At 42.4% G+C, this 24,963-nt stretch carries 21 protein-coding genes and 1 tRNA gene; 13 read left to right on the forward strand and 9 right to left on the reverse strand.

Going from position 1 to position 24,963, the window contains the following annotated elements; translation table 11 throughout:
• The 4 genes from ADIS_RS07695 to ADIS_RS07710 all read right to left on the reverse strand — a co-directional run bounded on the left by ADIS_RS07695 (position 1) and on the right by ADIS_RS07710 (position 5,065).
• On the reverse strand, positions 1-1,281 hold the full coding sequence (locus tag ADIS_RS07695) for a glycosyltransferase family 4 protein (protein ID WP_010853844.1): 1,281 nt from the start codon (positions 1,279-1,281) through the stop codon (positions 1-3).
• Positions 1,282-1,291: 10 nt separating this feature from the next.
• Positions 1,292-3,208: an amylo-alpha-1,6-glucosidase gene (locus tag ADIS_RS07700; RefSeq protein ID WP_010853845.1), complete on the reverse strand. Its 1,917-nt coding sequence runs from the start codon at positions 3,206-3,208 to the stop codon at positions 1,292-1,294.
• Positions 3,209-3,571: 363 nt separating this feature from the next.
• A tRNA-His gene (locus tag ADIS_RS07705) sits at positions 3,572-3,647 on the reverse strand.
• 77 nt (positions 3,648-3,724) lie between these two features.
• The gene (locus tag ADIS_RS07710; protein ID WP_010853848.1) at positions 3,725-5,065 is read right to left on the reverse strand and encodes a dihydroorotase; all 1,341 of its coding nucleotides are present in this window, start codon (positions 5,063-5,065) and stop codon (positions 3,725-3,727) included.
• 51 nt (positions 5,066-5,116) lie between these two features.
• Between ADIS_RS07710 and ADIS_RS07715 the strand changes: the two genes are divergently transcribed.
• Positions 5,117-6,478: a DEAD/DEAH box helicase gene (locus tag ADIS_RS07715; protein WP_010853849.1), complete on the forward strand. Its 1,362-nt coding sequence runs from the start codon at positions 5,117-5,119 to the stop codon at positions 6,476-6,478.
• Between the two features lie 34 nt (positions 6,479-6,512).
• Here ADIS_RS07715 and ADIS_RS07720 read toward each other — a convergent pair whose 3' ends face one another.
• Positions 6,513-8,714 carry a B12-binding domain-containing radical SAM protein gene (locus ADIS_RS07720; RefSeq protein ID WP_010853850.1) on the reverse strand — a complete coding sequence of 734 codons (2,202 nt, stop codon included), beginning with the start codon at positions 8,712-8,714 and terminating at the stop codon, positions 6,513-6,515.
• A gap of 177 nt (positions 8,715-8,891) precedes the next feature.
• Between ADIS_RS07720 and ADIS_RS07725 the strand changes: the two genes are divergently transcribed.
• From ADIS_RS07725 to ADIS_RS07765, 8 genes are all read left to right on the forward strand, one after another.
• On the forward strand, positions 8,892-9,719 hold the full coding sequence (locus ADIS_RS07725; RefSeq protein WP_010853851.1) for an OmpA family protein: 828 nt from the start codon (positions 8,892-8,894) through the stop codon (positions 9,717-9,719).
• A gap of 621 nt (positions 9,720-10,340) precedes the next feature.
• On the forward strand, positions 10,341-13,565 hold the full coding sequence (locus ADIS_RS22270) for a peptidoglycan DD-metalloendopeptidase family protein (RefSeq protein WP_010853854.1): 3,225 nt from the start codon (positions 10,341-10,343) through the stop codon (positions 13,563-13,565).
• A 312-nt stretch (positions 13,566-13,877) separates the two neighbouring features.
• On the forward strand, positions 13,878-15,194 hold the full coding sequence (locus tag ADIS_RS07735) for a hypothetical protein (RefSeq protein ID WP_010853855.1): 1,317 nt from the start codon (positions 13,878-13,880) through the stop codon (positions 15,192-15,194).
• Positions 15,187-16,230 carry a hypothetical protein gene (locus tag ADIS_RS07740; RefSeq protein WP_035805162.1) on the forward strand — a complete coding sequence of 348 codons (1,044 nt, stop codon included), beginning with the start codon at positions 15,187-15,189 and terminating at the stop codon, positions 16,228-16,230. The genes ADIS_RS07735 and ADIS_RS07740 overlap by 8 nt, the downstream gene beginning before the upstream one ends.
• Before the next feature lie 34 nt (positions 16,231-16,264).
• Complete coding sequence (locus ADIS_RS07745; RefSeq protein ID WP_081634886.1) at positions 16,265-16,747, forward strand: transposase; 483 nt, start codon at positions 16,265-16,267, stop codon at positions 16,745-16,747.
• A 37-nt stretch (positions 16,748-16,784) separates the two neighbouring features.
• Positions 16,785-18,671: a BspA family leucine-rich repeat surface protein gene (locus ADIS_RS22275; RefSeq protein ID WP_010853858.1), complete on the forward strand. Its 1,887-nt coding sequence runs from the start codon at positions 16,785-16,787 to the stop codon at positions 18,669-18,671.
• Positions 18,672-19,697: 1,026 nt separating this feature from the next.
• On the forward strand, positions 19,698-19,967 hold the full coding sequence (locus ADIS_RS07760) for a ribbon-helix-helix domain-containing protein (RefSeq protein WP_010853862.1): 270 nt from the start codon (positions 19,698-19,700) through the stop codon (positions 19,965-19,967).
• Entirely contained in the window at positions 19,960-20,250 is a 291-nt protein-coding gene (locus ADIS_RS07765) for a type II toxin-antitoxin system RelE/ParE family toxin (protein WP_035805165.1), read from the forward strand. Before ADIS_RS07760 ends, ADIS_RS07765 begins: the two co-directional genes overlap by 8 nt.
• A 602-nt stretch (positions 20,251-20,852) precedes the next feature.
• Here ADIS_RS07765 and ADIS_RS07770 read toward each other — a convergent pair.
• The 3 genes from ADIS_RS07770 to ADIS_RS07780 all read right to left on the reverse strand — a co-directional run bounded on the left by ADIS_RS07770 (position 20,853) and on the right by ADIS_RS07780 (position 21,970).
• Positions 20,853-21,224 carry a type II toxin-antitoxin system VapC family toxin gene (locus ADIS_RS07770; RefSeq protein ID WP_162141566.1) on the reverse strand — a complete coding sequence of 124 codons (372 nt, stop codon included), beginning with the start codon at positions 21,222-21,224 and terminating at the stop codon, positions 20,853-20,855.
• A gap of 11 nt (positions 21,225-21,235) precedes the next feature.
• Positions 21,236-21,451 (reverse strand): DUF2281 domain-containing protein, encoded by a 216-nt coding sequence (locus ADIS_RS07775; RefSeq protein WP_010853864.1) that lies wholly within the window; start codon positions 21,449-21,451, stop codon positions 21,236-21,238.
• 225 nt (positions 21,452-21,676) lie between these two features.
• Positions 21,677-21,970 (reverse strand): nucleotidyltransferase family protein, encoded by a 294-nt coding sequence (locus ADIS_RS07780; RefSeq protein ID WP_010853866.1) that lies wholly within the window; start codon positions 21,968-21,970, stop codon positions 21,677-21,679.
• Positions 21,971-22,450: 480 nt separating this feature from the next.
• Between ADIS_RS07780 and ADIS_RS23695 the strand changes: the two genes are divergently transcribed.
• The 4 genes from ADIS_RS23695 (at position 22,451) to ADIS_RS07795 (ending at position 24,038) form a co-directional block, all read left to right on the forward strand.
• The gene (locus ADIS_RS23695; protein ID WP_394330310.1) at positions 22,451-22,549 is read left to right on the forward strand and encodes a BrnT family toxin; all 99 of its coding nucleotides are present in this window, start codon (positions 22,451-22,453) and stop codon (positions 22,547-22,549) included.
• Entirely contained in the window at positions 22,521-22,763 is a 243-nt protein-coding gene (brnA, locus tag ADIS_RS07785; protein WP_010853867.1) for a type II toxin-antitoxin system BrnA family antitoxin, read from the forward strand. The genes ADIS_RS23695 and brnA overlap by 29 nt, the downstream gene beginning before the upstream one ends.
• 638 nt (positions 22,764-23,401) lie before the next feature.
• Entirely contained in the window at positions 23,402-23,710 is a 309-nt protein-coding gene (gene mntA, locus ADIS_RS07790; RefSeq protein ID WP_035805166.1) for a type VII toxin-antitoxin system MntA family adenylyltransferase antitoxin, read from the forward strand.
• Positions 23,700-24,038, forward strand: a complete 339-nt coding sequence (locus tag ADIS_RS07795) for a HepT-like ribonuclease domain-containing protein (protein ID WP_010853870.1) — start codon at positions 23,700-23,702, stop codon at positions 24,036-24,038. Before mntA ends, ADIS_RS07795 begins: the two co-directional genes overlap by 11 nt.
• 219 nt (positions 24,039-24,257) lie before the next feature.
• Here ADIS_RS07795 and ADIS_RS07800 read toward each other — a convergent pair whose 3' ends face one another.
• Positions 24,258-24,872: a hypothetical protein gene (locus ADIS_RS07800; RefSeq protein ID WP_035805167.1), complete on the reverse strand. Its 615-nt coding sequence runs from the start codon at positions 24,870-24,872 to the stop codon at positions 24,258-24,260.
• Positions 24,873-24,963: the final 91 nt, after the last annotated feature.

A 24,963-nucleotide genomic window follows, 5' to 3' on the forward strand; every position in this document is an offset into this window, starting at 1 on the left:
TTACTGATTAACGGTTTCCTTATATACTTTTATTACCTTCAATGCTACATGCTCCCATTTCAATCGTTTCAGTTCTTCCCTTCCCAGCTCTTTGAACATTCTCGAAATGCCATCATAATGCAACAAGGCAAAAATGGCATCCGCCATCGCGTCAATGTCCCAGAAATCTACCTTCACCGCATTTTGCAACACCTCTGCCACCCCAGACTGCTTGGAGATGATCACAGGGGTATTGTGCCTCACTGCCTCCAGCGGCGATATCCCAAATGGCTCGGAAACCGAGGGCATCACATAGACATCGCTGATGGCAAACATGTGATCCACATCCTTGCCCCTGAGGAATCCCGTGAAATGAAACTTCGTCCCAATGCGAAGCTCTGCCACCCGCTGTATCATCCTGTTCAGCAAGTCTCCCGATCCGGCCATTACAAACCGAACGTTGTCGTCCTTACGGAGAACCTTTGCGGCGGCCTCCACAAAGTATTCCGGTCCCTTCTGAAAGGTGATCCGCCCCAAAAAGGTAACGATTTTTTCCGGCACTTTCTTTACCTCTTTTGACTTGATGGCACTGGTATCCAGTACCGCATTGTGGACCACCACTACTTTATCCTCGGGGATCCCATAATTGGCCACAATGGTGTTTTTGGTGAGCTGGCTTACCGCTATGATCTTGTCGGCAGCCTCCATTCCGGCCCGTTCGATTTCATATACCTGCTGGTTTACAGTCTGACCCGAACGGTCAAACTCCGTGGCGTGAACGTGGGCAACGAGTGGTTTGCCACTGATGCTCTTGGCCGCGATTCCCGCGGGAAATGCCAGCCAGTCATGGGCATGGATAATATCGTGGTGTTTGTCTTTGGCAATCTGGGCCGCAACTAAGGCATACCTGGAAACCTCTTGAATCAGGTCTTTTCCGTACTTGCCGCTAAACGAAAACTTGGTCGAAAAAACACTGTCCTCAAGGTTCTCCTTACCCTCCTTTATGCCTTGGGTGAACGAGGCATACTGCTCGGGACTTAGGTAGGGGATCAAGAATGACCCCACTTCCAGGTAGGTAAGGTTCTTCCACACGGATCGAAAACGCTTTTCGCGATAATCGATTTCCACGTCACTTGCGTTCACAAATTCGGCCAGCGGATCCTCATCCCCCCATAGCTTGGGCACGACAAAAATCATATCCTGGTTATGGTGTGCCAGACCTTTTACCAAGCCATAGCAAGCTGTACCCAACCCCCCAGATATATGAGGAGGAAACTCCCAGCCGAACATTAATACTTTCATGAAATACTGGTTAATATTTGTTTATTAGATACTGCATGCGCAACAATTCACCCACGCTCCACGCTTGGGAAATCGATCCCTTTGGCCGGTGCGGGGGATCGCCGTCGTATATTTCGGCCACAGTCCCGATCCCATACTGTGTCATCACTTTGTCAAAACTTTTCACGATATTTTCAATAAATCGTTTCCCTGATTTACCGTGTAGTGTGAGATAGCCCTCCGCAAAATGGCCCATAAGCCAGGGCCATACCGTTCCTTGGTGATACGCATTATCCCGCTCATATTGATTTCCCTGGTAATATCCCTGGTAACGAGGGTCACTGGGTGCTAGGGTCCTCAATCCGCGCTCAGTAAACAAATTTGCCTTGATTACCTCTAGGACACTATCTTTTTGGTCTTCCGTCAGCATAGTATAGGGAAGAGAGGTAGCAAATACCATATTGGGTCTGATCGACCAATCTTTTTTACCGTCATCCACTACATCTGCCAGATAACCCTTTTTTTCATTCCAAAACTGTTTCAAAAACGACATTTTGACTGCCTCGGCCAACTCCGCCTTGCTTTCGTCTCCGCTAAGTTCATAGTAGAAACACAAAGCATTGTACCACAACGCATTAATCTCAACGGGGCAGCCTTTTCGCTGGGTGACAGGCCCATCTACTGTTACAGCATCCATCCAAGTCAGGGCAATTCCGTCCTGCCCCCCATAAAGCAGTCCATCCTCTTGCACATGGATGTTAAATTCGGTACCTTCCATCAAACTTTCGATGATTCCCTTACACTTCGGTAGGTAACGTTCCTTCACAGTCTGGACATCTCCCGTGAAGATCACATATTGCTGCAATGCCCAGAAATACCAAAGTGGCGCATCAATTGAGTTCATGTTTGTCATGACACCACTCCCCACATTGGGAAACAGAGCACCGATCAAATCCTTGGACATGGTGTCCATGACCTCTAAAAATGTCTCTTTGTCTTCTATCGTCAAGGTAAGACCCGGCAATGCAATAAAGGTATCCCTACCCCACCAGCCGAACCAGGGGTAACCGGCTATCACGCGGGTCTCCCCGCCCCTTCTGCTTATGAACTGGGTGGCTGAATTTTTTAGGCAATTTTCGAAGTTATCCCTCGGAATCCGCCTACTCACTTCATCGGCAAAGGCTTTTAGCAAGGTGTCGGGCTGAACATCTTCCAACCCCGCCGAAAAAACGACACTTTCGCCATTTTCTATACCAAACTCAAAAAAACCGGGCACGTACAAATCCTCCTGATAGTCGTACCCCCGTTCAATCTCGCGTATATACTCTATATTATAATACCAATCGGGAGCAGCTACAAATTCGTTGCCCTTGGACAATTGCATGGACAGCTCACTGTAGGCCTCGTAGGGCTTTACTCTGATACCACCGTCTATCCGCTGAAACCCCTTGTTCACGTAGGTGTTGGCCTTGCACAATCCATGGTATCCCCTAAATGCCAAAAAGGGGCTCAGCCGAAGAGTTACAGGAGAGTGGGAACTGACCAAGGTATATTTTATCATAACCCTATCCGCATGGGTATCCAGAATGATCTCCTTTTCCAGAACCACACCGCCTACCCGATACGTCAATTTGGGATTGGGCTCGGAATCGTAATCCTCGAGGTATTTGTGGCCACGCGGAGAATAATTCCCCGGGTATTTATTGATCCCTAGATTGAAACTACTTCCCTTTTGGATCACCGTTTCGTGCACATTCGAAAGCAGCACGTGTAACTGCGTGTCGATTTGGGGCTGAGGCGCAACCAACAAACCATGGTATTTCCGGGTGTTGCAACCAATTATCGTCGTACTTGTATAGCATCCTGAGCGATTGGATCGTATTATTTCTTTTTCAAGGGAGTAATTCAGATTTATCAGCTGTGTTTTATCAAAATGTATGTAGCTCATCTAAATTCAAAGTTTGTTGGTTTTTATAAAAATAGGGGAAAGCATCCGAAAGAAAAATTAATCCAAAAAAAAATAAAGGCTTCCCTCGGGGAAGCCTGTTTGCAGTTCATCGATTCTCGTTGAGGCTAGATTCCTTTTGTAACTCCTCAAAATTACGCAGCGATTCCTCAAATTTTTTCATGTAGAGATGTATGTCCTTGATATCCACTGTTTTTATACTGGGAAATACCTTACTAGGACTCAATAAAGTAAACATAGTCTGGTCGTTTTAATCCAAAAGAACATTATCAAATAATATGCCAGCGACTATTAATCGGTAATGCTAAAAAAAAGCCCTTCCCATGAACCATGGAAAGGACGTTTGGGTGAAAGACCGGGTTCGAACCGGCGACCTCTGGTGCCACAAACCAGCGCTCTAACCAGCTGAGCTACAATCACCATTTTCAAGGTTACAACCCTGTTGTTGTAACAGAGTGCAAAGGTAATATGGTTTTCGAATTAAGGCAATAGGTTTCATTATTTTCTTTCAAAATTCAGCCGCATCCCTTTGCGCTCCTCGTGGAACGTCCCATTTTCGTACGCCAAGTGTCCAGAAACGATCGTGTGGGTCACCCGACTTCGAAAGGCCTGTCCCTCAAAGGGAGACCAGCCACATTTGTAATGGATGTTGTCAGTAGAGACAGTCCACGGGGAATCCAAATCAACCAAAACCAGATCGGCGTAGAAACCGGGACGAACAAATCCCCTCTTTTCTATCTCGAAGAGAATAGCCACATTATGACTGGTTTTTTGGGCGATCATTTCCAGGCTGAGTTTTCCCTCGTGGTACATCTCAAGCAAAGCCACCAGGCTGTGCTGCACCAACGGTCCACCGGAAGGAGCCTTGAGGTAAGATTGGGCCTTTTCATCCTTGGTATGCGGTGCATGGTCCGTAGCAATCACGTCTATGTTGCCATTGATTACTCCTTCCAATATCTGTTGGCGGTCTGATTTGGTCTTTACCGCCGGATTCCATTTTATAAGATTCCCTTTGCTCGCATAGTCTTCGTCCGAAAACCAAAGGTGGTGAATACAAGCCTCGGCTGTAATGCGTTTGCTCTCCAATGGGAGACTTTCGTCAAAAAGTCCCACCTCCTTGCCGGTACTGATATGTAATACATGCAGTTTCGTCCCATGTTTTCTGGCCAAATCCACCACCCGCTTTGACGCATCGTAACATGCCTCCGCAGAGCGTATTTTTGGGTGGTAGGCCACGGGTATGTCATCGCCAAACTCCTGCTGATACCGCTCCAGGTTCTCTTTGATCATATTGTCATTTTCGCTGTGGGTCGCTATCAGCAGCCGGCATTCTCTAAATATTCCTTCCAGTGTCTCCGGATTGTCTACGAGCATATTGCCGGTGGAGGAACCCTGAAAAACCTTGATACCGCATACTGTCTTGGGGTCAACCTTCAGTAGCTCGGCCAAGTTGTCGTTTGTCGCACCCATGAAAAACGAATAATTGGCCAGGGATTTATCGGCGGCTATTTGGTATTTTTCTTCCAACAGTTCCAAGGTCACCGTTTGGGGCTGGGTGTTGGGCATCTCCATGTAGGAAGTAATCCCGCCAGCCACTGCCGCTTTGCTCTCCGTATAAATGTCCGCTTTATGGGTCAGCCCCGGCTCCCTAAAATGGACCTGATCGTCTATAAGGCCGGGAAACAGGTACTTGCCATCGGCATCTATAACACTATCTGCTTCATAATCAGGCAATCCAGAACCGATCGCAAAGATCATCCCCTCCTTTATAAACACGTCTCCTCTGTTTATCTTGCCCTCATTCACTATATTTGCATTTCGGATCAATATCGTCTTCATGGTATTGCTGTTAGGTACTCGTTCCTTTTCCGATCTAAAATTATAAAAATCATGCCCGATACTCTGCAAAGTTTTGAGAATTTTAAACTCAACAAACAACTTTTGACAGCCATTGCGGAGGCCGGGTATACCAAACCCACCCCCATACAGGAACAGGCCATCCCTTTGGCCCTCTCCGGCCATGACCTGCTCGGCATCGCCCAAACAGGTACGGGAAAAACCGCCGCTTACCTCCTTCCCATTCTCTTCAAGCTCAAATACTCTCAAGGCGTCCATCCCCGGGCACTGATCCTGGCTCCTACCCGGGAGTTGGTGATGCAGATCTCGGAAGAAGTAACCCGATTTGGTAAATACACCGGCCTTCGAAGCGTAAGTCTATACGGCGGAATCGGCCCAAAAAGCCAAATCGAAGCCCTGCAAGCAGGTGTAGACCTGATTGTATCTACCCCGGGACGGTTCCTGGACATCTATGCAAAGGGAGAGGTGTTCACAAGAGACCTCAAAACCATGGTGATGGACGAAGCGGACAAAATGCTGGACATGGGGTTCATGCCTCAGATCCGGTCCATTTTGGAGGTTATCCCCGTCAAACGACAAAATCTGCTGCTATCAGCAACCTTTAATGCCCGCGTTGAAAAACTATCCGAAGAGTTTCTGGAATTTCCGGAGCGCATAGAGATTGCACCCCAGGCGACCACTGCAGAGAGCATCACCCAATGGAAATACTTCGTTCCGAACCTAAAAACAAAAATCAGCCTGCTGGAATATCTGCTGAACCACGAGAAGATGCAGCGGGTCATTGTTTTTACGAAATCCCGAAAAACCGCCGAAGCCGTATTCAATTTCCTGGATCGGAAAGTGACCGGGGAGGTGAAGGTAATCCATGCGAACAAGGGCCAAAACACCCGTATCAACTCCATGGATATGTTCAAAGCGGGAGGAGTACGTATCTTAGTGGCGACGGATGTGGCTTCCCGAGGCTTGGATATCTCCGAAGTATCCCACGTGGTCAACTTTGACGTCCCGCTGATTTACGAGGATTATGTGCACCGCATCGGACGTACGGGACGCGCCGACAAAGACGGCGAGGCAGTGACTTTCATCAATCCCGCCGAAGTTTACCACTTTGAGCGCATTGAAAGCATCATACGAATGGTGGTTCCTGAACAGGCCATTCCGGATGAGGTGGTCATTGCACCGACGCCATTTGAGGAAAAGCAAGCCTATGAACGGGAGATCGACCTACAAAAACGAAGGGAAAACCCGGAATTTAAGGGCGCATTTCACGAGAAAAAGGCGAAACCCTCCCCAAACCCCTTTGCCCCCAGCGAAAAGAAAAAGGGGAACAAAAACTCCAAAGCCAAGAAAAACCGAAACCAGGCTAAAACACAGTCGAAATACAAAAAGAGGTGACAAAGCCCGGTTCCTTGGGGTGAGTGCATTTATCTTATACGAGTAGCAGACCGGCCTGCCTAAGTTTCCCCATGGGCTTACTCATCCAAAAGGGTTCAAAATCGCCAAGTCCAAGACGCTCAAACGATTCCTTGGCCTGCTTCCAGGTAACCGTCTTCCGGTTTCGGGGATGAAGGGTGGGCAGCAAGTCCATTAGCCACAGGCCGGCCTCCCTATCCACGGTAAACCTATGCTGGGCCGTCTTGGTATGAACCACCATTTCCAGCCTTGCGGCGGGCTTGCCTTTTCCAGCCTTTGTAAGTTCATTCACCATCGGCAGAGAGGCCAGCCATACCAGCTTCCCGTTGGGGAGAGGCTGATGGTCATAATGGTCCAAACAGGTGGCAATAAAATTTGGTGATACCTTTGTCCGGGGAATCTTAAAGTCAAACCACTCCTGTAGCGGCATTTCAAAACCAACCCCATGCATAAAATTATAGAGGGATTTTTTTAGGCCAAAGCTAAATTTGGCATGATCCACACCAGTCTTGTCTCGGTAAGGAACTTCATTGTCGGCAAAGCTTATCTCCGGCTTTTCCGGAATAAGGTTATAGGCCTCGGGGTTTTGTCCGATTGGGCTATGGGCGGTCAGCGCAAAGCGGTGCCAAAATCCCGATTGTAGGACACCCTGTTCGAATAGCTGGCGTACCATTTCCAAGCTGTCTACAGTTTCCTGCACGGTTTGCGTGGGGTAGCCGTACATCAGGTACGCGTGCACCATGACGCCCGCCTCGGTGAAGTTCCTCGTTACCTGGGCCACCTGCGTCACGGTCACTCCCTTGTCTATCAGGGCAAGCAAACGGTCTGAGGCCACCTCCAATCCCCCTGACACCGCTATGCAGCCGGACTGCCGCAAAAGCCGGCACAGGTCAGCCGTGAAACGCTTTTCGAAACGGATGTTGGTCCACCAGGTAACGGTTAGTTGTCGGCGAAGTATTTCCAACGCCACCTCCCGCATCAATGCAGGGGGAGCGGCCTCGTCCACAAAGTGGAACCCATGCTCTCCCGTCTGTTCCATGAGCACTTCCATCCGGTCCACGATTAGCTGGGCCGCTACCGGTTCATAAACCTTGATATAGTCCAGTGACACATCGCAAAACGTGCACTTCCCCCAATAGCACCCGTGGGCCATGGTCAGCTTGTTCCACCTACCATCGCTCCAGAGACTGTGCATGGGATTGGCCATCTCAATCACGGAAATATATGCGTCCAGCCTTAGGTCGCTATAATCCGGGGTGCCCACTTCAGCAAACCGATAGTCCGGAAGCTTGGAGGTATTGTTGTAAAAAACCTGCCCCTCCTTAAGCATATAGGTGCGTTTGAGCGCAGGCAGCAAGTCTTTGGAAGCTTCCCTAGTCCGTACGTGATCAACCAGCAACTCAAGGGGACGCTCCCCATCATCCAAGGTGATAAAATCAAAGAACAAAAAAACCCTCGGATCCTTTAGCGAGCGAAGCTCGGTATTGGGAAACCCCCCACCCATACAGGTGACCAAATGAGGGAAACGCTCCTTTATCCAGCCCGCGCAACGGAAGGCACTGTATAGGTTACCGGGAAAAGGCACGGAAAAACACACCATCTTTGGGTCGACCTCCGCAACGCGCTTTTCCAGAATACCCAGCGTAATGTCGTCTATAAAGGTAGCAGGCTGCCGTAGCGCATCGTACAAGTCGTCGAATCGGCTGGCACTCTGTCCCAGTGACTCCGCATACCTACTAAAGCCAAAATGAGGATCCACGCACTCCACGATAAAATCGGAAAGGTCCTCCAGGTACAGGGTGGCCAAATGCTTGGCCTTATCGACCAGGCCCATATGGCCAAAGGCCCAATCCAAGTCGTCCAGTTGGTCAAACCTAGACGCCCTGGGCAGAAAGTCCTCGCTGCAAAGCTGCCTGGCAAAGGGCAGGTTCTTGCCCTGCAAAAAACCGACTACCTGATCCAACGGCCCCAAGTAATCTTCTTTCATCGCCAACATCCGACGGGAGTTGGCACTTAGCTCCTTCAAATCCCCCGCTTTCTCAAATATCCGGGCGAAGGATCTGGCAGTAAAGACCTCCAATATCACCTCTATCCCCAAATCCATCTGATAGGAGGATATACCTCTGGTACCCAAAAACCCTTTGATGTAGGCCGTAGCCGGGTAGGGTGTATTGAGCTGGGTAAAGGGAGGGGTGATAAGCAGAAGCTCTTTGGACATGATTAAAGACACTGGGACTTGGAAACAAAGATAAATCAATTTACCTACTGAACCCGGCAATACCGTTAAATAGACAGTTGAATGATGTGCAAAAAACGTACAATCGGACGAACGAAAAGTCATCAGAATACCATAAAGTTGCACTATTTTTGCCATCAACGGACAAAAGGTTATCCTATGAAGACTATATTTATTTCCTACCTGCTATTTTTTATGTCCCTCGGTCTGATTGAACGGACATATGCCTGTGATCGGCATCCGCTGTTCAACCACCTGCCCAACCACAAGGTCAGTTTCTGCGAAGAAAATGCCTTTAATCGGCTAAAAATCAAAATGACATCTTCCGACGGATCGCTGGAAGACGTGACAAAAAGTGGGTATTTTATTGACAGTTGGTTTGAGTTTCAGGGGGAGTTTGAAAAAAGGCCCTCTGCTGCAGAGATAATTGAAAATTATAAAAACGCCGTGATTTCAAAAGGTGGATCGGTCAAGTATGAGAGTAGAGGTGAAGCCTACCTGTCCGTAAAGGTATCCGGACAGACTTGGTGGATTCGCGTATCTACAGACAATAGCGGCACCTACCGGGTAGAATCCGTGCGGGAAGAAGCCATGAAGCAGTCCATAATCCTATCCGCAGAAGAAATCAAACAGGAATTGCTAGACGCCGGCCGGGCCATCTTCTATGGCATTCTATTTGACACCGATAAAGCGGAAATAAAACCGGAATCATCCGAAACGCTGGAGGAAATTGCCCGCTTTCTACTGGCAAACCCCTCGGTAAATGTGTATGTGGTGGGGCACACAGATAATACAGGAAACTACGCCCATAATCTGGACCTTTCCAAAAAACGCGCGACTGCCGTAGTCGAACATTTAACCAAAAAAGCAGGAATACCCACCCACCAACTGGAGGCCATTGGCGTAGGCCCCGTCTCTCCCATCAGCCACAACCGTACGGATGCCGAAAAACAGAAAAACCGAAGAGTAGAGCTGGTAGTTAAATAGCCGAGTCGAAATCAGTTGTTTGTAGGGGGGAAGCAAGAATAAAACCAAGATTTTTTTGAAAAACTTAATTTTTTTTTCGACCGAAAACCGATCGTTTTTTAAAAAATCCAAAATAGGCCTCGATCGTCGGATTAGGCAATTTATCGGGGAAATATACAATTGCAGAAATCCTTATTTTTCATTATTTTTTGTTATAAAATTATAATTTATTAACCGATAGCTTCCGTATATCTACCCGATATTTTCCATATATAAAACTAAAAGCAAATGAAGGATACCATTTATAATAGCTAAAAATAATTCTAATTTAGCATCATAAATAGGCGAATTCAATTTATACCGTATTGTTTAATTGAATACAAAATTTACACATGTATTTGATTTTCAGACCATATTATTTGCATTTCAAAAAATTACTTTTTATGTTTAACTAGTTTTAAGCTATTTGCCAACTATTCCTGAAGGACTAGATTCGCTAGGAAACACTTCGTTGTTGATAGATAAACTAAATTTAGATATTCATCAAATTAAGTTTAGTTTAGAAACCTATCGATCTATCCTTCTTTTCATCTACTTCTTTAGTAAATTGAATGATTACATATTCAATAACATTAATGTGTTATGAACTACAAGAGTTTCTTTTTAACATTAGCTTTAGTATTGGCTTGGTTTGCTTGTGTCAACGAAGATGACGCATCTTTAACCCCTCCTTCGGTGCAAGTGCCGGAGAGAACCTTGGAGATACAGGGATTGGCCTCGTTGAAAATTTTCAACTCCACCACTGATCAAAACCCTTCCTTTTCAACGGATACGCAAATTGCCCAGCACAACAACCTATCTTTCACCGAGAGGCTGTTTGGCATATCCGAAATTTTCCATCAGGGCTTGAGGATACAGTTACAGCAAAAAATGCCCGAAAATGACCGAACCGAATTTGAAATAGACTTACCCAGTTCATTTATTGATCAAATAGATGCCGACAAAAGGGTTGTTTTGTTTGCCCAGGTTTACCAAGATGCTGGAAATGAAATTTTGGATTTCTTTATGCCCATATCCAGCCAATATAACCCTGGAAGTGGGACACTTACAAGTACGCTCCCCCGCTGGATTTTCACCAACAAGCGGGGGCCATCATCCAACTTTGAGGCTCGCTTGCTGGTCAAAATACTGGACGAATCATCTTTAAGCCAGGATAACAATGCATCTGCGAGAATAGGCTCAAGTCAATGTGAATCAGACCCTATCTGCTGCCCACTGGGTGGAGACCTTTGTGCAAGCAGCAGGGTCATCAGTGATTTTCTAAGCCCAACCATAGAGAATGGTGTTCCCAGGGTGCATACAGGTATAGACTATGCCGTACCGGAAGGGCATCCCATCGTAGCGGTCAATGATGGCATCGTCATCCAGGCCGGAGAGGTGCCCGGATATCAAAACACCATCGCCATCAGGCATAGTAACGGAACCACCTCTGTATATGCCTTTCTTTCTGAAATCTTGGTGTCCAGGGGAGAAACCGTAAGAAGCGGGGAGTTAATAGGAAGATCGGGTTCCCGGGGATCCGGCAATGAACCACACCTTCACTTTGAATACATAAAAACCGGTAACCCTTTCAGTGGCAGTGGGGGGCAGGAACCAATTTACATAGACCCATCTCCCTGTATGCTGGACGAATGCGGTAAAGCCCCAGCGGAACTTAATTTTACCCTGGAATCAGCTTCTGAATCCGGTTTGGCTGGTAAAGAGGGTGAAAAACTGAACAGTGCCCTGGTGGTAAAGCTGACAGAGGAAGGAGAACCTATAGGGGGCAAAAAAATTGAGTGGGCAGTAACCGAAGGTGGCGGCGAATTGGAGGATATTCAGAATTTCACCTCTTCTGACGGCATATCTACTGCCTCCATTATTGTGGGTGCTGGAGATAAGCAGACAGTTACCGCCACCTACCAAGATCAGGTAGTGACCTTCGACATAAGGAGAAAACAAGGGGTCATGAAATTACACTCGGGTGACGAACAAACAGGCAGTGTAAAAAGTCAGTCCGCGGAACCATTGGTCATCGAACTAACCGAGGATAACAATCCCTTTCCTGGAGAAAGTATTACCTGGTCAATCGTTCAGGGAGATGGTGCCTTGACGGAAGAAACCACCACAACTGACGAAGAAGGATTGGCAAAAACCCACTACGTATTTGGGGACGAAGGGGAAAGCATCATTAGGGCTAGCTATGAAGACCAAACGGTGGATTTTACCTTGACCGCGGCGGCAAACGTACTTTCCATTGTATCCGGAAATAGTCAGAGAGCCATTGAGGGAAGAAAACTGTTTCAGCCAATGGTAGTGAAAGTGGCTAATCAGCAAGAGGAAGGTATAGAGGGGGCCTCCATATCCTGGAGCATGGTGAGAGGTGATGGGGTTTTGGTAGATATGAAAAGGACTACCGATGAAACCGGGCTTGCCAGCGCCTCATTGGTTATGGGCAGTGATGCCACCCAGATTATCAGGGCTTCTTATGGTGACCAAGAAGTGGATTTCGAGATAAGCAAAGGCTCCATCAAATTAGAAATTATATCCGGGAACAATCAAAAAGCCATTCCCAACAGGGAAATACCAGAACCTTTGGTGGTTAGGCTTATCGACCAAGACGACAATCCACTTGAGGGTGAAGAGATTGAATGGCGTCGGGTCGCAGGGGATGGTACTGTTACAAACACCCAGTCTACCACCAATGAAGAAGGTAAATCCACGACCAGTTTTATCATGGGTACCCAAGAGACTCAGGTCATAAGGGCCTCCTACGGGAACACCACTTCGGATTTTACCATTACCAGAAATGAATTGAAATTGGTGATAGTAAGCGGAAACAACCAAACTGCAGATGTGGGGCAAAAGCTTAGAAATGATTTAGTGGTTCGGCTATTGGATGGTGAAAATAACCCCATACCAGACGAAGATTTAAGGTGGGAAAGAAAAGTAGGCAATGGGTCATTGGAAATCATAACCAGCACCACGGATGAAGATGGAAAGGTAACAGCCAACTTTATCGTAGGAACAGACCAAGAACATATCGTATCAGTAACCGTACCCGGCACAAACGTGCAGATAGAAATGATCATCAAACGATTACAGAAAAATTTAGTAATATTAAGTGGCAACAATCAAACAGCAGTTATTGGCGAGAAGATAAATAATCGTTTAGAAGTAAAATTGGAGGATGAAGATGGTAGGGGATTGCCAAACGAACCAATTGTTTGGGAAATACTCCGTGGTAATGGAGAACTAGTTTCTTTCACAGAATTAACAAATTCATTTGGCGTGGCTAATGCTCAGTATATTATGGGAGAAGCCAGAATTCACACAATCAAGGCCACATTTGAAGAACAAGAGGTGATTTTTAATTTGGAAAGGGAATATATTGCGCCAGAAATAAGCTTTTACGAAGTTAGTATTGTAGACACTAGTGAACTAGTCCCAAGTATTACTCCGGGAACGGCAACTAGTATAATATTTTCATTCTTTTACGAAGATAAGGATGGCGATCTATTATCTACAGATCATCTTGGGGTTAAAAGACTCAATTATAATGTATATTGTACTAGCGGTTGTGAGGACAACTTCCAAGGAAGGGTTAGATGGAGTGGTGGAACTATACCAATTGACGATCCAAGAGGTGTGGTTAACTTCCATAATGGAGATGATTACAGTGGTTCCTTTGGCTTATCTAGATGTTCAGTAGGAGGAGGGCCTAATAATGTCTCAAATTGTAAAAACCAAGTTTGGGAAGTAACGATAGTAGATCGAGCAGGCAACGAAAGTAATGTCGCAGTAGCTGTTTGGGATGGGGGTGGATAATATAAAATAAATAATTAAATTATTATTTATAATTGAGGAAAAAAAGTTTTTAAATAATAACAATTTAAAAATAAATAATCAATAAATATATAATTGAAAACAATTGAATTTGTAGTAAAATATTTAAAAAATGCGAATTCACATATCCTATCATTGAATTATTAATATAATAAAAATAAAATATATATAAAATTAATATATTTATATCCAGTATTTCAATATTGATAATTAAATTAAATAAATAGTAACATATAATTTTAGAATCCAAATTTAAATTTGGTTAAATTCAGGGTATTAAATAAAATAAAAACGATGCTATTTCAAGATGAAATAAAAAAAACTATTGGGATATTTTTAGTGACGCTAATACCATTTTTATTATTTGAAGATTATATAATAGAAAATATAAGAAATATATTTGATACTAATACAAAAATTTCATTTTTAATATTTGTGTTCATATATTTTATACTTCCATTTCTTATATTAGTGATTTTTGGATTATTATCACTGCTAAATAGGGAGTTTAAGGATTTAATTATATATAAATTAAATTTCTATTTAATGCCATTATATACATTTTTATTAATTCCTCCTATAATCTTCTTGTTTATACCTTACGGTATTTTAATAATTTTTGCATTAATAATAATATTAACTCTAATTGCAATATTATTAGTAATTAACTATAAATATAATAAAAATTTTAATACTGATCTCCATAAAATAAAAAATATCAATAAAAGTAATTATTATTTGTTAAATATAAAATCTGAAGCAATTTTTATCACAATATTAATAATAGTCATTTCTGGAATATATATATATTTTAATAATGATCTAATAAATGATTTTAACGAAAATCCGCCAGGCTTAAAAGAGGATATATTTAAAGAATCAGATGATATTTATAATTATATTCAAAAAGATAACGATACGATTTACCTAAGAGAAGCTATTTTGATTTTATCCGATAGCAACAAGATTTATAATAATAAAATATATCAAACGTTAGAATACAGTGAAACATTTTTAAATAAAACTAAAAACCACAATGTAGAATGGAATAAGTATATAAAATATGTAATTTTTAATGGCGTCAATATATTGTTATTAGGCTTGTTATGCTTAACATTATCATATTATATATTGTTATACAAGTGGACAGAATACGAACAAATAGAAATAATAAATATTGAATATAAAATTATAAATAACAAACATAAGTTCACAAAGTACTTAAATTCATTAAAGGAGTTAATTATCCTATTTACAATTTTAATCGTTCCTGCCTATTACTCTACAAATTTTGATAAAGACATTGTTGATAGTCCTTTCTTAAATATTAAAAAGGATAAACCCAAAATTATGGATATTAATATTACTTTACCTCAAAATGATAATATTGAAAAATATTTGGAAGCAATTTGGTCAGAGCAGCAGTATTTTCAACACCGATTTTATAATCCTAATAAAAATGAAAACGTGGTAAGATGGAGAAATCTATCTGAATACGAAACGAAAATAGGATTACCTATAATAATGGGAACACCGCCTCCAGATAGAAAAACAAGTGATAACAAAAAAATAAGGAAAATTATCTGCAAAAGTAAGAAAAAAAATGAATAAGCTATTTCCTTTGATGTTAGTTTTTACCTGCTTCACTCTCAAAATAGAAGGTCAACAATATTTTGAAATTTCGAGAGATAGCCATATCGAAAATGAAATAGATAAATTGGTAGAAATGGTTTCAGCATTTAAAATTTACGAATTTTCTTTTAGGGATAGAAATCAACTTGATGACAGAATATTTCAAGAGTCGTATTTTAATACCTGCAAAGCAAAAATTCTGCAATTAAGCAATTTGATTCAACCTACTGAAACTGATATTTCTAGGTGCAGATTGTCAAGATGGAACAAAATTATTCCGAACCTTGAACGACTAAGTGGGAAATTGTCTGAGCCCGAAGGAATAATAACTAAAAATATTTCAGAGAAAAGAAACAACAAGTATGCTCTTCTTATAACCGAAATAAATAGGTTTATACGAAAGGTTGATCTAATAAAAGACAATAACTTTCACAACAAAATTTCCGCTATACTTATAGATAAAGTCGATTTTATCAAGAAATCTACCCTACGAATGGATTTCTCATTGCGACTAGTAAATGCAAATTTACTTCAGAATCTGAATTACATTAAGAACATTGAAGTATTGACCCAACAAGTTCACACCTCAACAACCAACATAACTGAAAAAGTAAATTCCATACAAGATTACCTAGAAAGTAACCATACAACATTTTTTGGATTAGGCTTTACAGGTGCTCAGGAGTTACAGTCGGTCGACTTCTTCCAGTTTAAGACCATGCCGTCTAGCTTGGTTATCGGGAAATCGAGGTCAAAAGAACTGTTACGGCCATCCTTTACCTTTGCCACGACCTATTTTTACAATTTTACCGAAGAGCTGGGTGTTTCCGCTACCGCTGGGGGGTATATTGCCGAAATCGTCGGAGTAGAGTTCGGTGCAATCAGACCTAACCAAACCAGCCTTTCCTTCCTTAGCAGGGTATATTTTATTTACAATAAGCATATCCTATTCTCCGCAAACTACGACCCATTAAGAAAGTTTGGCGTCTCTGTTATGTATAGTTTTAAAAGGTAATAAAATTGGTCTGTATAAAAAATTGTTGAGTTAAATATTTTGCAGAAAGGAAGGGAAAAAGAGGATCGTGGTAGTCGGGATCGAAAAGGTGCGGGGAGGCGTGTCTCGCTGGTATGGCAGGGTGATCGAATCGGCATCCAAGGCCAATCTGGGCAGCTTCATGCGGGACCATATAGCAGCAGATCCACTGGTGAAGACGGACTGCTGGACCGGTTACAAAGGGATGGAGAATGAGTTTCCCAACCCGGTGCGTGAAAAGTCGGGCAAAAAGGGAGAGAATTTTGGTGCCATGCACCGTGTGATTAGGATGTTCAAGGCCTGGGTTAGGGGAACCCACCATTCAGTAGTGGCCCTGCAACCCTATATCAACGAATACACCTACCGGCTTAACCGGCAATTGATGAATGAAGTGGTATTCGAGAATCTGGTTGTGAGGATCCTGGCACAGGTGCCCTACCCCTACAAGGTATTTATTAAACACCTAATTCAATTTTCAAATCCAGTATTCAAATCGTAACAACAAATAAATATAAAAAAATAAATTATAAGTAATCATGAAAAGATTCATTCATTTACTCGGTCTTTTTTTTATAGCTTTGTGTTCATGTAATGAGGAAGAGCCTAGTATTACCTTCTCCTTAAACACATCCGTTTCACCAATAGAAGCTGGAGACATTAATATCAATCCGCAATTGGATAGATATGAAAATGGTCAAGTTGTCAACTTGAATCCGATAGCTAATGATCATTGGATATTTCAACATTGGGATGGAGATGCAAGTGGCGCAAATTCGCCCCTGACACTTACAATGGATTCAAACAAGTCAGTTGTTGCGGTATTTGTAAAAAGGGAATACCCTTTGAATTTAGTTATCGAAGGAGAAGGAAGCGTTATTGAAGAAATCATAACCAATCCATCTGGTAGGGAGTACCCCCACGGAACTACTGTGGAATTAACGCCCGTACCTGCTTCTGGTTGGGAATTTGAAAGTTGGGGAGGTGATATAAGCGGAAATAGTATTCCTCAAACCGTCACCGTAGATAGTGAAAAAAATATTGTAGTAAGATTCAAAGAGGTAACAAGTTTCTTTCTTCACGAAAACGGAATAACATGCATGTGCCCTGAAACAAACCCTGGTGATAAGGGCATCATTGATGGTGTCGAATATGAATCTGTGGACAATGAACTAGTGAGGCAGCGCAGGAATGAAGGGGCTGACATGACTAGGTTATGTACCTCATTGGTCACCGATATGAGTGACTTATTCGCTGGAACTATCGAAGGTAGCAATATTATATTTAATGAATTTAATCAGCCAATAGGAAATTGGGACGTTAGTAACGTTGTAAATATGTCTGGTATGTTTTTTATAAACTCTCAATTTAATAAACCAATCGGAGATTGGGATGTGAGCAATGTTACAGATATGAATTTGATGTTCGCTGACTCTCCATTTAATCAAGATATAGGAGATTGGGATGTAAGTAATGTTACAGATATGAGAGCTATGTTTAACGGCTCCTCATTTAACCAGCCTATCGGGAACTGGGATGTTAGTAAGGTGATTGACATGTCGAATTTGTTTTCTAGTTCAGTATTTGATCAACCTATTGGTAATTGGAATGTAAGTAATGTTACAGATATGAATTTTATGTTCAGCAATTCCCCCTTTAATAAACCAATAGGAAATTGGGACGTCAAGAATGTTAAAAATATGAGTTTTATGTTTGATAGATCTCCATTTAATCACCCAATAGAGGCTTGGAATGTGAGTAGTGTTTCTAATATGAGATCGATGTTCAATGCCTCTTCATTTAATCAATCCTTAGAAACTTGGGATGTGAGTAATGTCACAGATATGCCAAGTATGTTCAGTAACTCTCAATTTAACCTACCAATAGGAAACTGGGATGTGAGTAACGTTACAGATATGACTGGTATGTTCCTTAACTCTCAATTCAATCAAGAAATTGGAAACTGGGACGTTAGCAATGTTATAGAGATGTCTAGCATGTTTAGTGGCTCTCCATTTAACAAAGATATCTCAGATTGGGAAGTAAGTAATGTCACAGGAATGCGAGCTATGTTTAATAGATCACCATTCAACCAACCAATCGAAAGTTGGGATGTAAGTAATGTTACAAATATGAGATTTATGTTTGACCAAAACACACAATTTAATCAACCTATTGGAGATTGGGATGTGAGCAATGTTACAGATATGTTAGGCATGTTTTCTGGTGCGCAATTTAATCAGCCGATAGGTAATTGGAATGTTCGCCAAGTTGAAAATATGGATAACATGTTTCAACGTTCAAGTTTTAATCAAGATATATCCAATTGGTGTGTAAAAAACATTATAAATGAGCCAGTTGAATTTTCTGTTGATAGCCCCTTAATTATAAATTACAAACCAGTTTGGGGAACCTGCCCAGATTGATTAAAAAATAACGTATTTATTTGAATTTCAAGTTTATTTAGATGGAAAGTTGTTGTTCAAAAATACGCCTAGCAACTATTTCAATCTTCCCCAACTGGGAGGGTTTTCTAAACTTAACTTGTTGAAGGAAGTGAATTTAAGCTTTCCAAGATATTACCTTTGCTAAAAACTACAAGAACTCTTTAAAAGACTGGATTGAAAAACCCTGGCAGAGCCGGGGTTTTCGTTTTTTCTGTGCTGCCACATTTTTCATCCCACCTGGGTGTAGAATCGGCTACACCCTACTATCTTCTACCTCCTTTGCCATCGTAGTCCTCTTTATGCCATTTGCAATGGCTAACGAAAGAACCTATTGTCAAACAAATACCCGCCATTTGGAACACTTTTCGTCCAAGATTTGGTGATGCTTCATAACCATTATGGTCACGAAAAATACGACCCCGCCGGGGTCGTGGTATTCTTGTATCAAATCCAGGCTATAAACATGTGACCTCTCCGAGGTCTTACCTTGTCCAACATTCATCCAGCCAATTGCCACAAATATAGCCTATGGCAAACCTGTTGTAGACTTAGGCTCATCCACCAGGCCTAATCACCACGCGATCCCAAAGGGATCGTATGTTTATAGCATACGCACGTCAAATCCTCGGCACGACCCCGACGGGGTCGAATGCTCCTTCACTCGTTGGGTAAGTGTTGACTTCCCGGAGTGGATGGGCGTAGAACTTGATCGGGCTGCCCAAAAACTGGGGATCACGCGACAAAGCCTGATCAAGGTTTTTATTTCCGAAAAACTCAAAGAAAACGCTGTCAAACTAACTTCTGGGTCCTAGATGGGCATAGAGCCCTCTACACCCTACTATTTCTAATCTCCTTTGCAGCCGTAATCCCATTTATGCCATCTGCAATGGCTTACGAAAGAATATATTATAAAACAGATACCGACTAGTTTGTAACCCTTCCGACAAATCCATATTTTCAGCAAAATTGGGATTACACTAAAAAGATGTTAAATTTAAAGCAACTATGGGTAAAAAAACAATCGATTTCGGCGAAACCTTAGGGCGATATATTGATTTTGCAGTAAAGCAGGGCGGGTATAAAACCGAAGCTGAATACCTGCGGTATTTGGTTCGGAAAGATGAAGAGCAAAACAGGGAGTTTTTACTTACCAAAGCGGCTATTCAAGAAGGACTCGAGAGTGGTCTAAGTCCTAAAATCAGGACCGCAGAAGAAATCGTAACGCTCGCCAAGAAAAGAGCGCTGGGAAAAACCGGTAGACAAAAGCATGGCTAATTACGTTTTATCTGTCAAGGCAGATGAAGATGTGGACGCTATTGCTGATTACTCTTTAGGCAAATGGGGGGAAAAACAAACCCTCGTTTATTTTGAGGAGTTGATCAACTGCCTGGAAAAAATCGCTACTAGTCCTGATATCGGGCGAGACGCATCACATTTTTCCCCACACCTTAAACGATACAACTATAAATCCCACAGCATTTTCTATTTGCACTCCGAATCGAAGATTATGATTGTGCGTATTTTAGGACAGCAACAAGACTTTCAACGTCACTTATAATCGGCATCCTAGGAATTCACCCACCTGGGTGTAGGATTCTCTACGCCCTACTATCTCCTACCACCATTGCGCTCGTAATCCTCTTAGAGCCATATGCAATGGCTTAAGAAATAACCTATTAGCAAAAAGACTCCACCTATTTTGAACACTTTTTGGCTGAGATTTAAAGATGGCCCCAAAACAATTGTAGTCGCAAATAATACGACCCCGCCGGTGTCGTGGTCTTCTCGCATCAAATCCAGGCTATAAACATGTGACCTCTCCGAGGTCTTTCCTTGTACAACAACATTCATCCAGCCAAATGCCACAAATATCGCCTATGGCAAACCTGTTGTAGACTTAGGCTCATCCACAAGGCCAAATCATCCCGCGATCCCGAAGGGATCGAATGTTTATAGCATACACACATCAAACCCACGACACGATCCCGACGGGGTCGAATTCTCCTAAAACGTGGTTGTGGTCCAAACGGATGGTCTTTGCCCTGAAGCGCAAAAAGGTCTCTCTCTTGGAAAACCCCGCTCCCATAAAGAAATTCTTTTCTTCTATATGGTTAAAATGCCATGGGTGGTAAAGCTAGAATTCCGAATAAATTAATTAAGTTACCAAATTATCGTTATATTGTAATTTGAGAACTGGGCATCACTAGAAATAATGGGCAGTTCTTCAACCATCGCCTGACTAATAATCAATCTGTCAAAAGGGTCACGGTGATAAAGTGGGATATGGACATTTTTATTAATATGGTTCATTTCTATATCCAGCATTTCAATGTCGTTAGACAGCGTCTCTCTCACTAATTCTTCAAATGAAAAAGGTAACTTCAATTTACCGATATTGACTTTAATTGCCACTTCCCAAAAGCTGACTTTGCTTACAAACAAATCGTTTTCTTTATTTTTAATTATATCGGTAGCTGTAGCGGTTAATTTATCTGACTCACCAAAAATCCACAACAAAATCTGTGTGTCCAATAAATACCTCATTACATATAATCCTTAAACTCGTCCAAGGGTGCATTAAAATCATCCTCCATTTTAATTTTACCTTTGTATTTACCCAATTCCCGCTCCCCCTTTTGGGTTTTGCTTTTTTGGGTGGTTTTCTGCAGTATGGCAATAAGGTGCTGCTTTTCTGGTAATGACAATTGATTCGCCAATTTAGCCAATTCCTCAAATCGAATATTAAGCTTTATTTCCATTTTTTAATGTTATTTATCGCTATCCTAAAGTTACGAAAGACAAATCAATTTCTTTATGACTTCATTTAGAAACTGACAAAGCCTCAGCCAATGGATCCAGTTACAATAGGTAATCGTTTTGAAATCGAATATTTCAAGAACGTTTCATAATCCCCATTTTGTAAATAGGCTTCTATTTCAGAAATGGCATCAAGGATGTGATTCAAACGAGCACGGTCTCCAAGCCTACTTCGCATAAATCAGTTCTTTTTCAAGATCTACCAGCGGTTTGATATATTTGGACAAGCCGTTTGAAGAAACCAAATCGACCTTTTTATCCAATATCTTTTCGAGATCAATTTGCATCTGAATAAATTCCAAACCGATCTTTTTCGTGTAATCCAAATCAACTAATATATCTATATCACTTTGCATATCTGCCTCCCCTCGGGCATATGAACCAAACAGGTATGCTTTCAAAACCGGTCGGGTTTTTAAGTACGCTTTGATGCTTGCTATTTTTGATTCATCCAGCTTCATGGCTACAAATATAACGTTTTCTGTAATTTTCTACACCAACAGTAGGCAAATCAGATCTACTTAGGAGATGTAGTGAATTGCTATGGTCGAAGCGGCGAATTTACGTTCATCAAAAAATTCAAAAAAAGCATTTTTCAGCTTAGGCTTCACCAAATCGTTAAACGCAGTCCTTGTGAATTCGAACTAAATCAGCCTTTGCTTCCTCGGTAAGTCCCACCTAGGTGTAAAATCCAATACACCCTCCTATCTCCTAGCTCTTTTGCGCTCGTAATCCTATTTATGCCATTTGCAATGACTAACGAAAGAACCTATTGTCAAACAAACACCCGCCATTTGGAACACTTTTTGGCCGAGATTTGAAAATGGCTCCAAAACCCCAATTAGTAAGCTCCTCTAGCTCCGTGTAGTTTTAGATTCATCATTTGAACACGAACAATAGATGAAAAGCGATTTTTACTTATTGCAAAATTAGATGATAATATATGGTCAGCCGTTTATACCATTAGGAATAATAAGATACGAATTATATCGGTCAGAAAATCAAGGGAAAATGAAAAAGAAATCTATTTCAGCAGTTGAATTTGACGAGAAATTTGAAAACGGGGAGGATATAGTTCCTTACCTAAAGACAGATAAACGAACCAAGCCAGGGTTAAAGGCCCGTAGGGTAAGTGTTGACTTCCCGGAGTGGATGGTCGTAGAACTTGATCGGGCTGCCCAAAAACTGGGGATCACACGGCAAAGCCTGATCAAGGTCTTTATTTCCGAAAAACTCAAAGATAACGCTATCTGACCATCTTCTGGATCCCAGATGGGCATAGAGTCCTCTAAACGCTACTATTTCCCCCACCTGGGCATAGAATCCCCTACACCCTACTATCTCCTACCTCCCTTGCCATCGTAATCCTCTTTATGCCATTTGCAATGGCCTACGAAAGAACCTATTGTCAAACAAATACCCGCCATTTGGAACACTTTTCGTCCGAGACTTGATGATGCTCCAAAACCATTATGGTCGCAACTAGTACGACCCCACCGGGGTCGTGGTATTTTTGTATCAAATCCAGGCTATAAACATGTGACCTCTCCGAGGTCTTACCTTGTCAAACATTCATCCAGTCTAACGCCACATGCATTGCCCAGGTCAAATCTGTTGAGGAACGTCCATCCATAATGCCCAATCACCCCACGATCCCAAAGGGATCGTATGTGTATAGCATACGCACATCAAATCCACGGCACGACCCCGACGGGGTCGAATTCGCCTCTACGCTACCTTTTCCAAAAACGATGGAATTCCGCCATAAGAATTGGATCGGCTCAAAAAACCCATCCTTTTCGGTTTTGGCGAGACCCCAGATCGGCATATTGATTGCAGTACCTGTAAAAGAGGCCGTAGGTATTATTTTAAATTTCAACTATCTTTGAATTATGCCTGAACTGATTCAAAATAAACTAGATGAAATAATTGCAGCGTGTAAGCAACATCACGTTGAGGCAATTTCTCTATTTGGATCAGCTGCAAAAAATGCCATGCATGAAGACAGCGATATAGATTTACTGGTTGAATTTTCTGATGAAATTGATGTCCTGGAATATGCCGACAACTACTTTTCGTTGTTAGATCAGCTCCAAAAAATTCTGAATAGAAAAGTAGATCTCTTGTCCAGCAAATCACTTAAGAACCCCGTTTTAAAAGAACAGATTTATAAGTCAAAAGTGAATTTGTATGCAGCTTAAACTACTCAAATATGTATTGGATATTGAAAGCGTTATTGAGGAGATTGAATCTATTAAGCAAAAAACCCAAAATGACTTCCAAAATTTTTCTGATGATATCATTTTGCAGCGGGCAGTTGAGCGGGATTTAGAGATCATCGGAGAGGCGACACGGAAAATGACGGAGATCAACCCGGCCCTTCAAATTACAGCTTCTAAAAACATCATTGGGTTAAGAAATATTATTTCGCACGCTTACGACACAGTTGAACCTGAGATGTTGTGGGGAATAATTCAAAAGAACATTCCTGTTTTAGCTGATGAAATTCGAAAAATAAAAGGTCCATAGCCACTTGTCTTCTTTTCAGACCAAATCAACTTTAACCGTATCATGGAGAATGATCCAATTCCCCATCTAGGCATAGAACCGTCTATACCCTACTATTTCTAATCTCCTTTATAGACATTATTGTTTTTATGCCATTTGCAATGGCCTACGAAATAACCTACTGGAAAACAAATGCCCGCCACTTGGAACACTTTTTTTACCGAAACTTGAAGTCCGTCCCTAATTCTTCGGGGGGTTGATCATGATGTGTGCCCGGTGCGTGCCGGGATCCATGATCCAAGGCATACCCGGAGACTCCGGGCTGAGCGGTAGGCCAGTGCTCTCCTGCGTGGCCCAAGGGATATAAACGACATACCTTAGGTAGGGATTTTTCACCTCTCCAGAGGCAGGGTCAAAATCCTCCGCAGAGGCTGTAAGCACATAGAGCGTGGCTCCGTCCTTCGGCATTTTCAGTTTGCCGGACTTCACCTCCTCCTCCCGGATGTCAAAAATCTCCTTAAAACTCTTTCCCTGATCTTTCAACTCCCTGCCCCTTGCCATAAAAGGCTCCAAATCCCGGTGGTAACAGGAAACGCTAAAGCCATTGGCGGAGGGATCATCCGCGATGCAGATCATTTCATTTGAGCCGTTCCTAAGCGTTACGAATTTGCCATTCGCATCGTACCCATACACCTTGGCTCCCTCACGGGTACCCTCGGGTGCCGCCATAACGGCCGTTTTGATCTGCACTGCCCTATCCTGTACCGTCTGGGCACAGGCCGAATGAACGCCAAAAACGGTAAACAGGGCTATAAATACGCGGAATACGAAAGATGGAAAGAGGTCGTTGTTCATAATCAATGCAGGGTATCGGTTTATCAATGGATAAATATAGCGAAAAAACCATTCCCCAAAAACAAAAAGCCCCGACCGTCAGGGATACTGA

Origin of the sequence: Lunatimonas lonarensis, assembly GCF_000390185.1 — a bacterium.
GTDB lineage: Bacteria > Bacteroidota > Bacteroidia > Cytophagales > Cyclobacteriaceae > Lunatimonas > Lunatimonas lonarensis.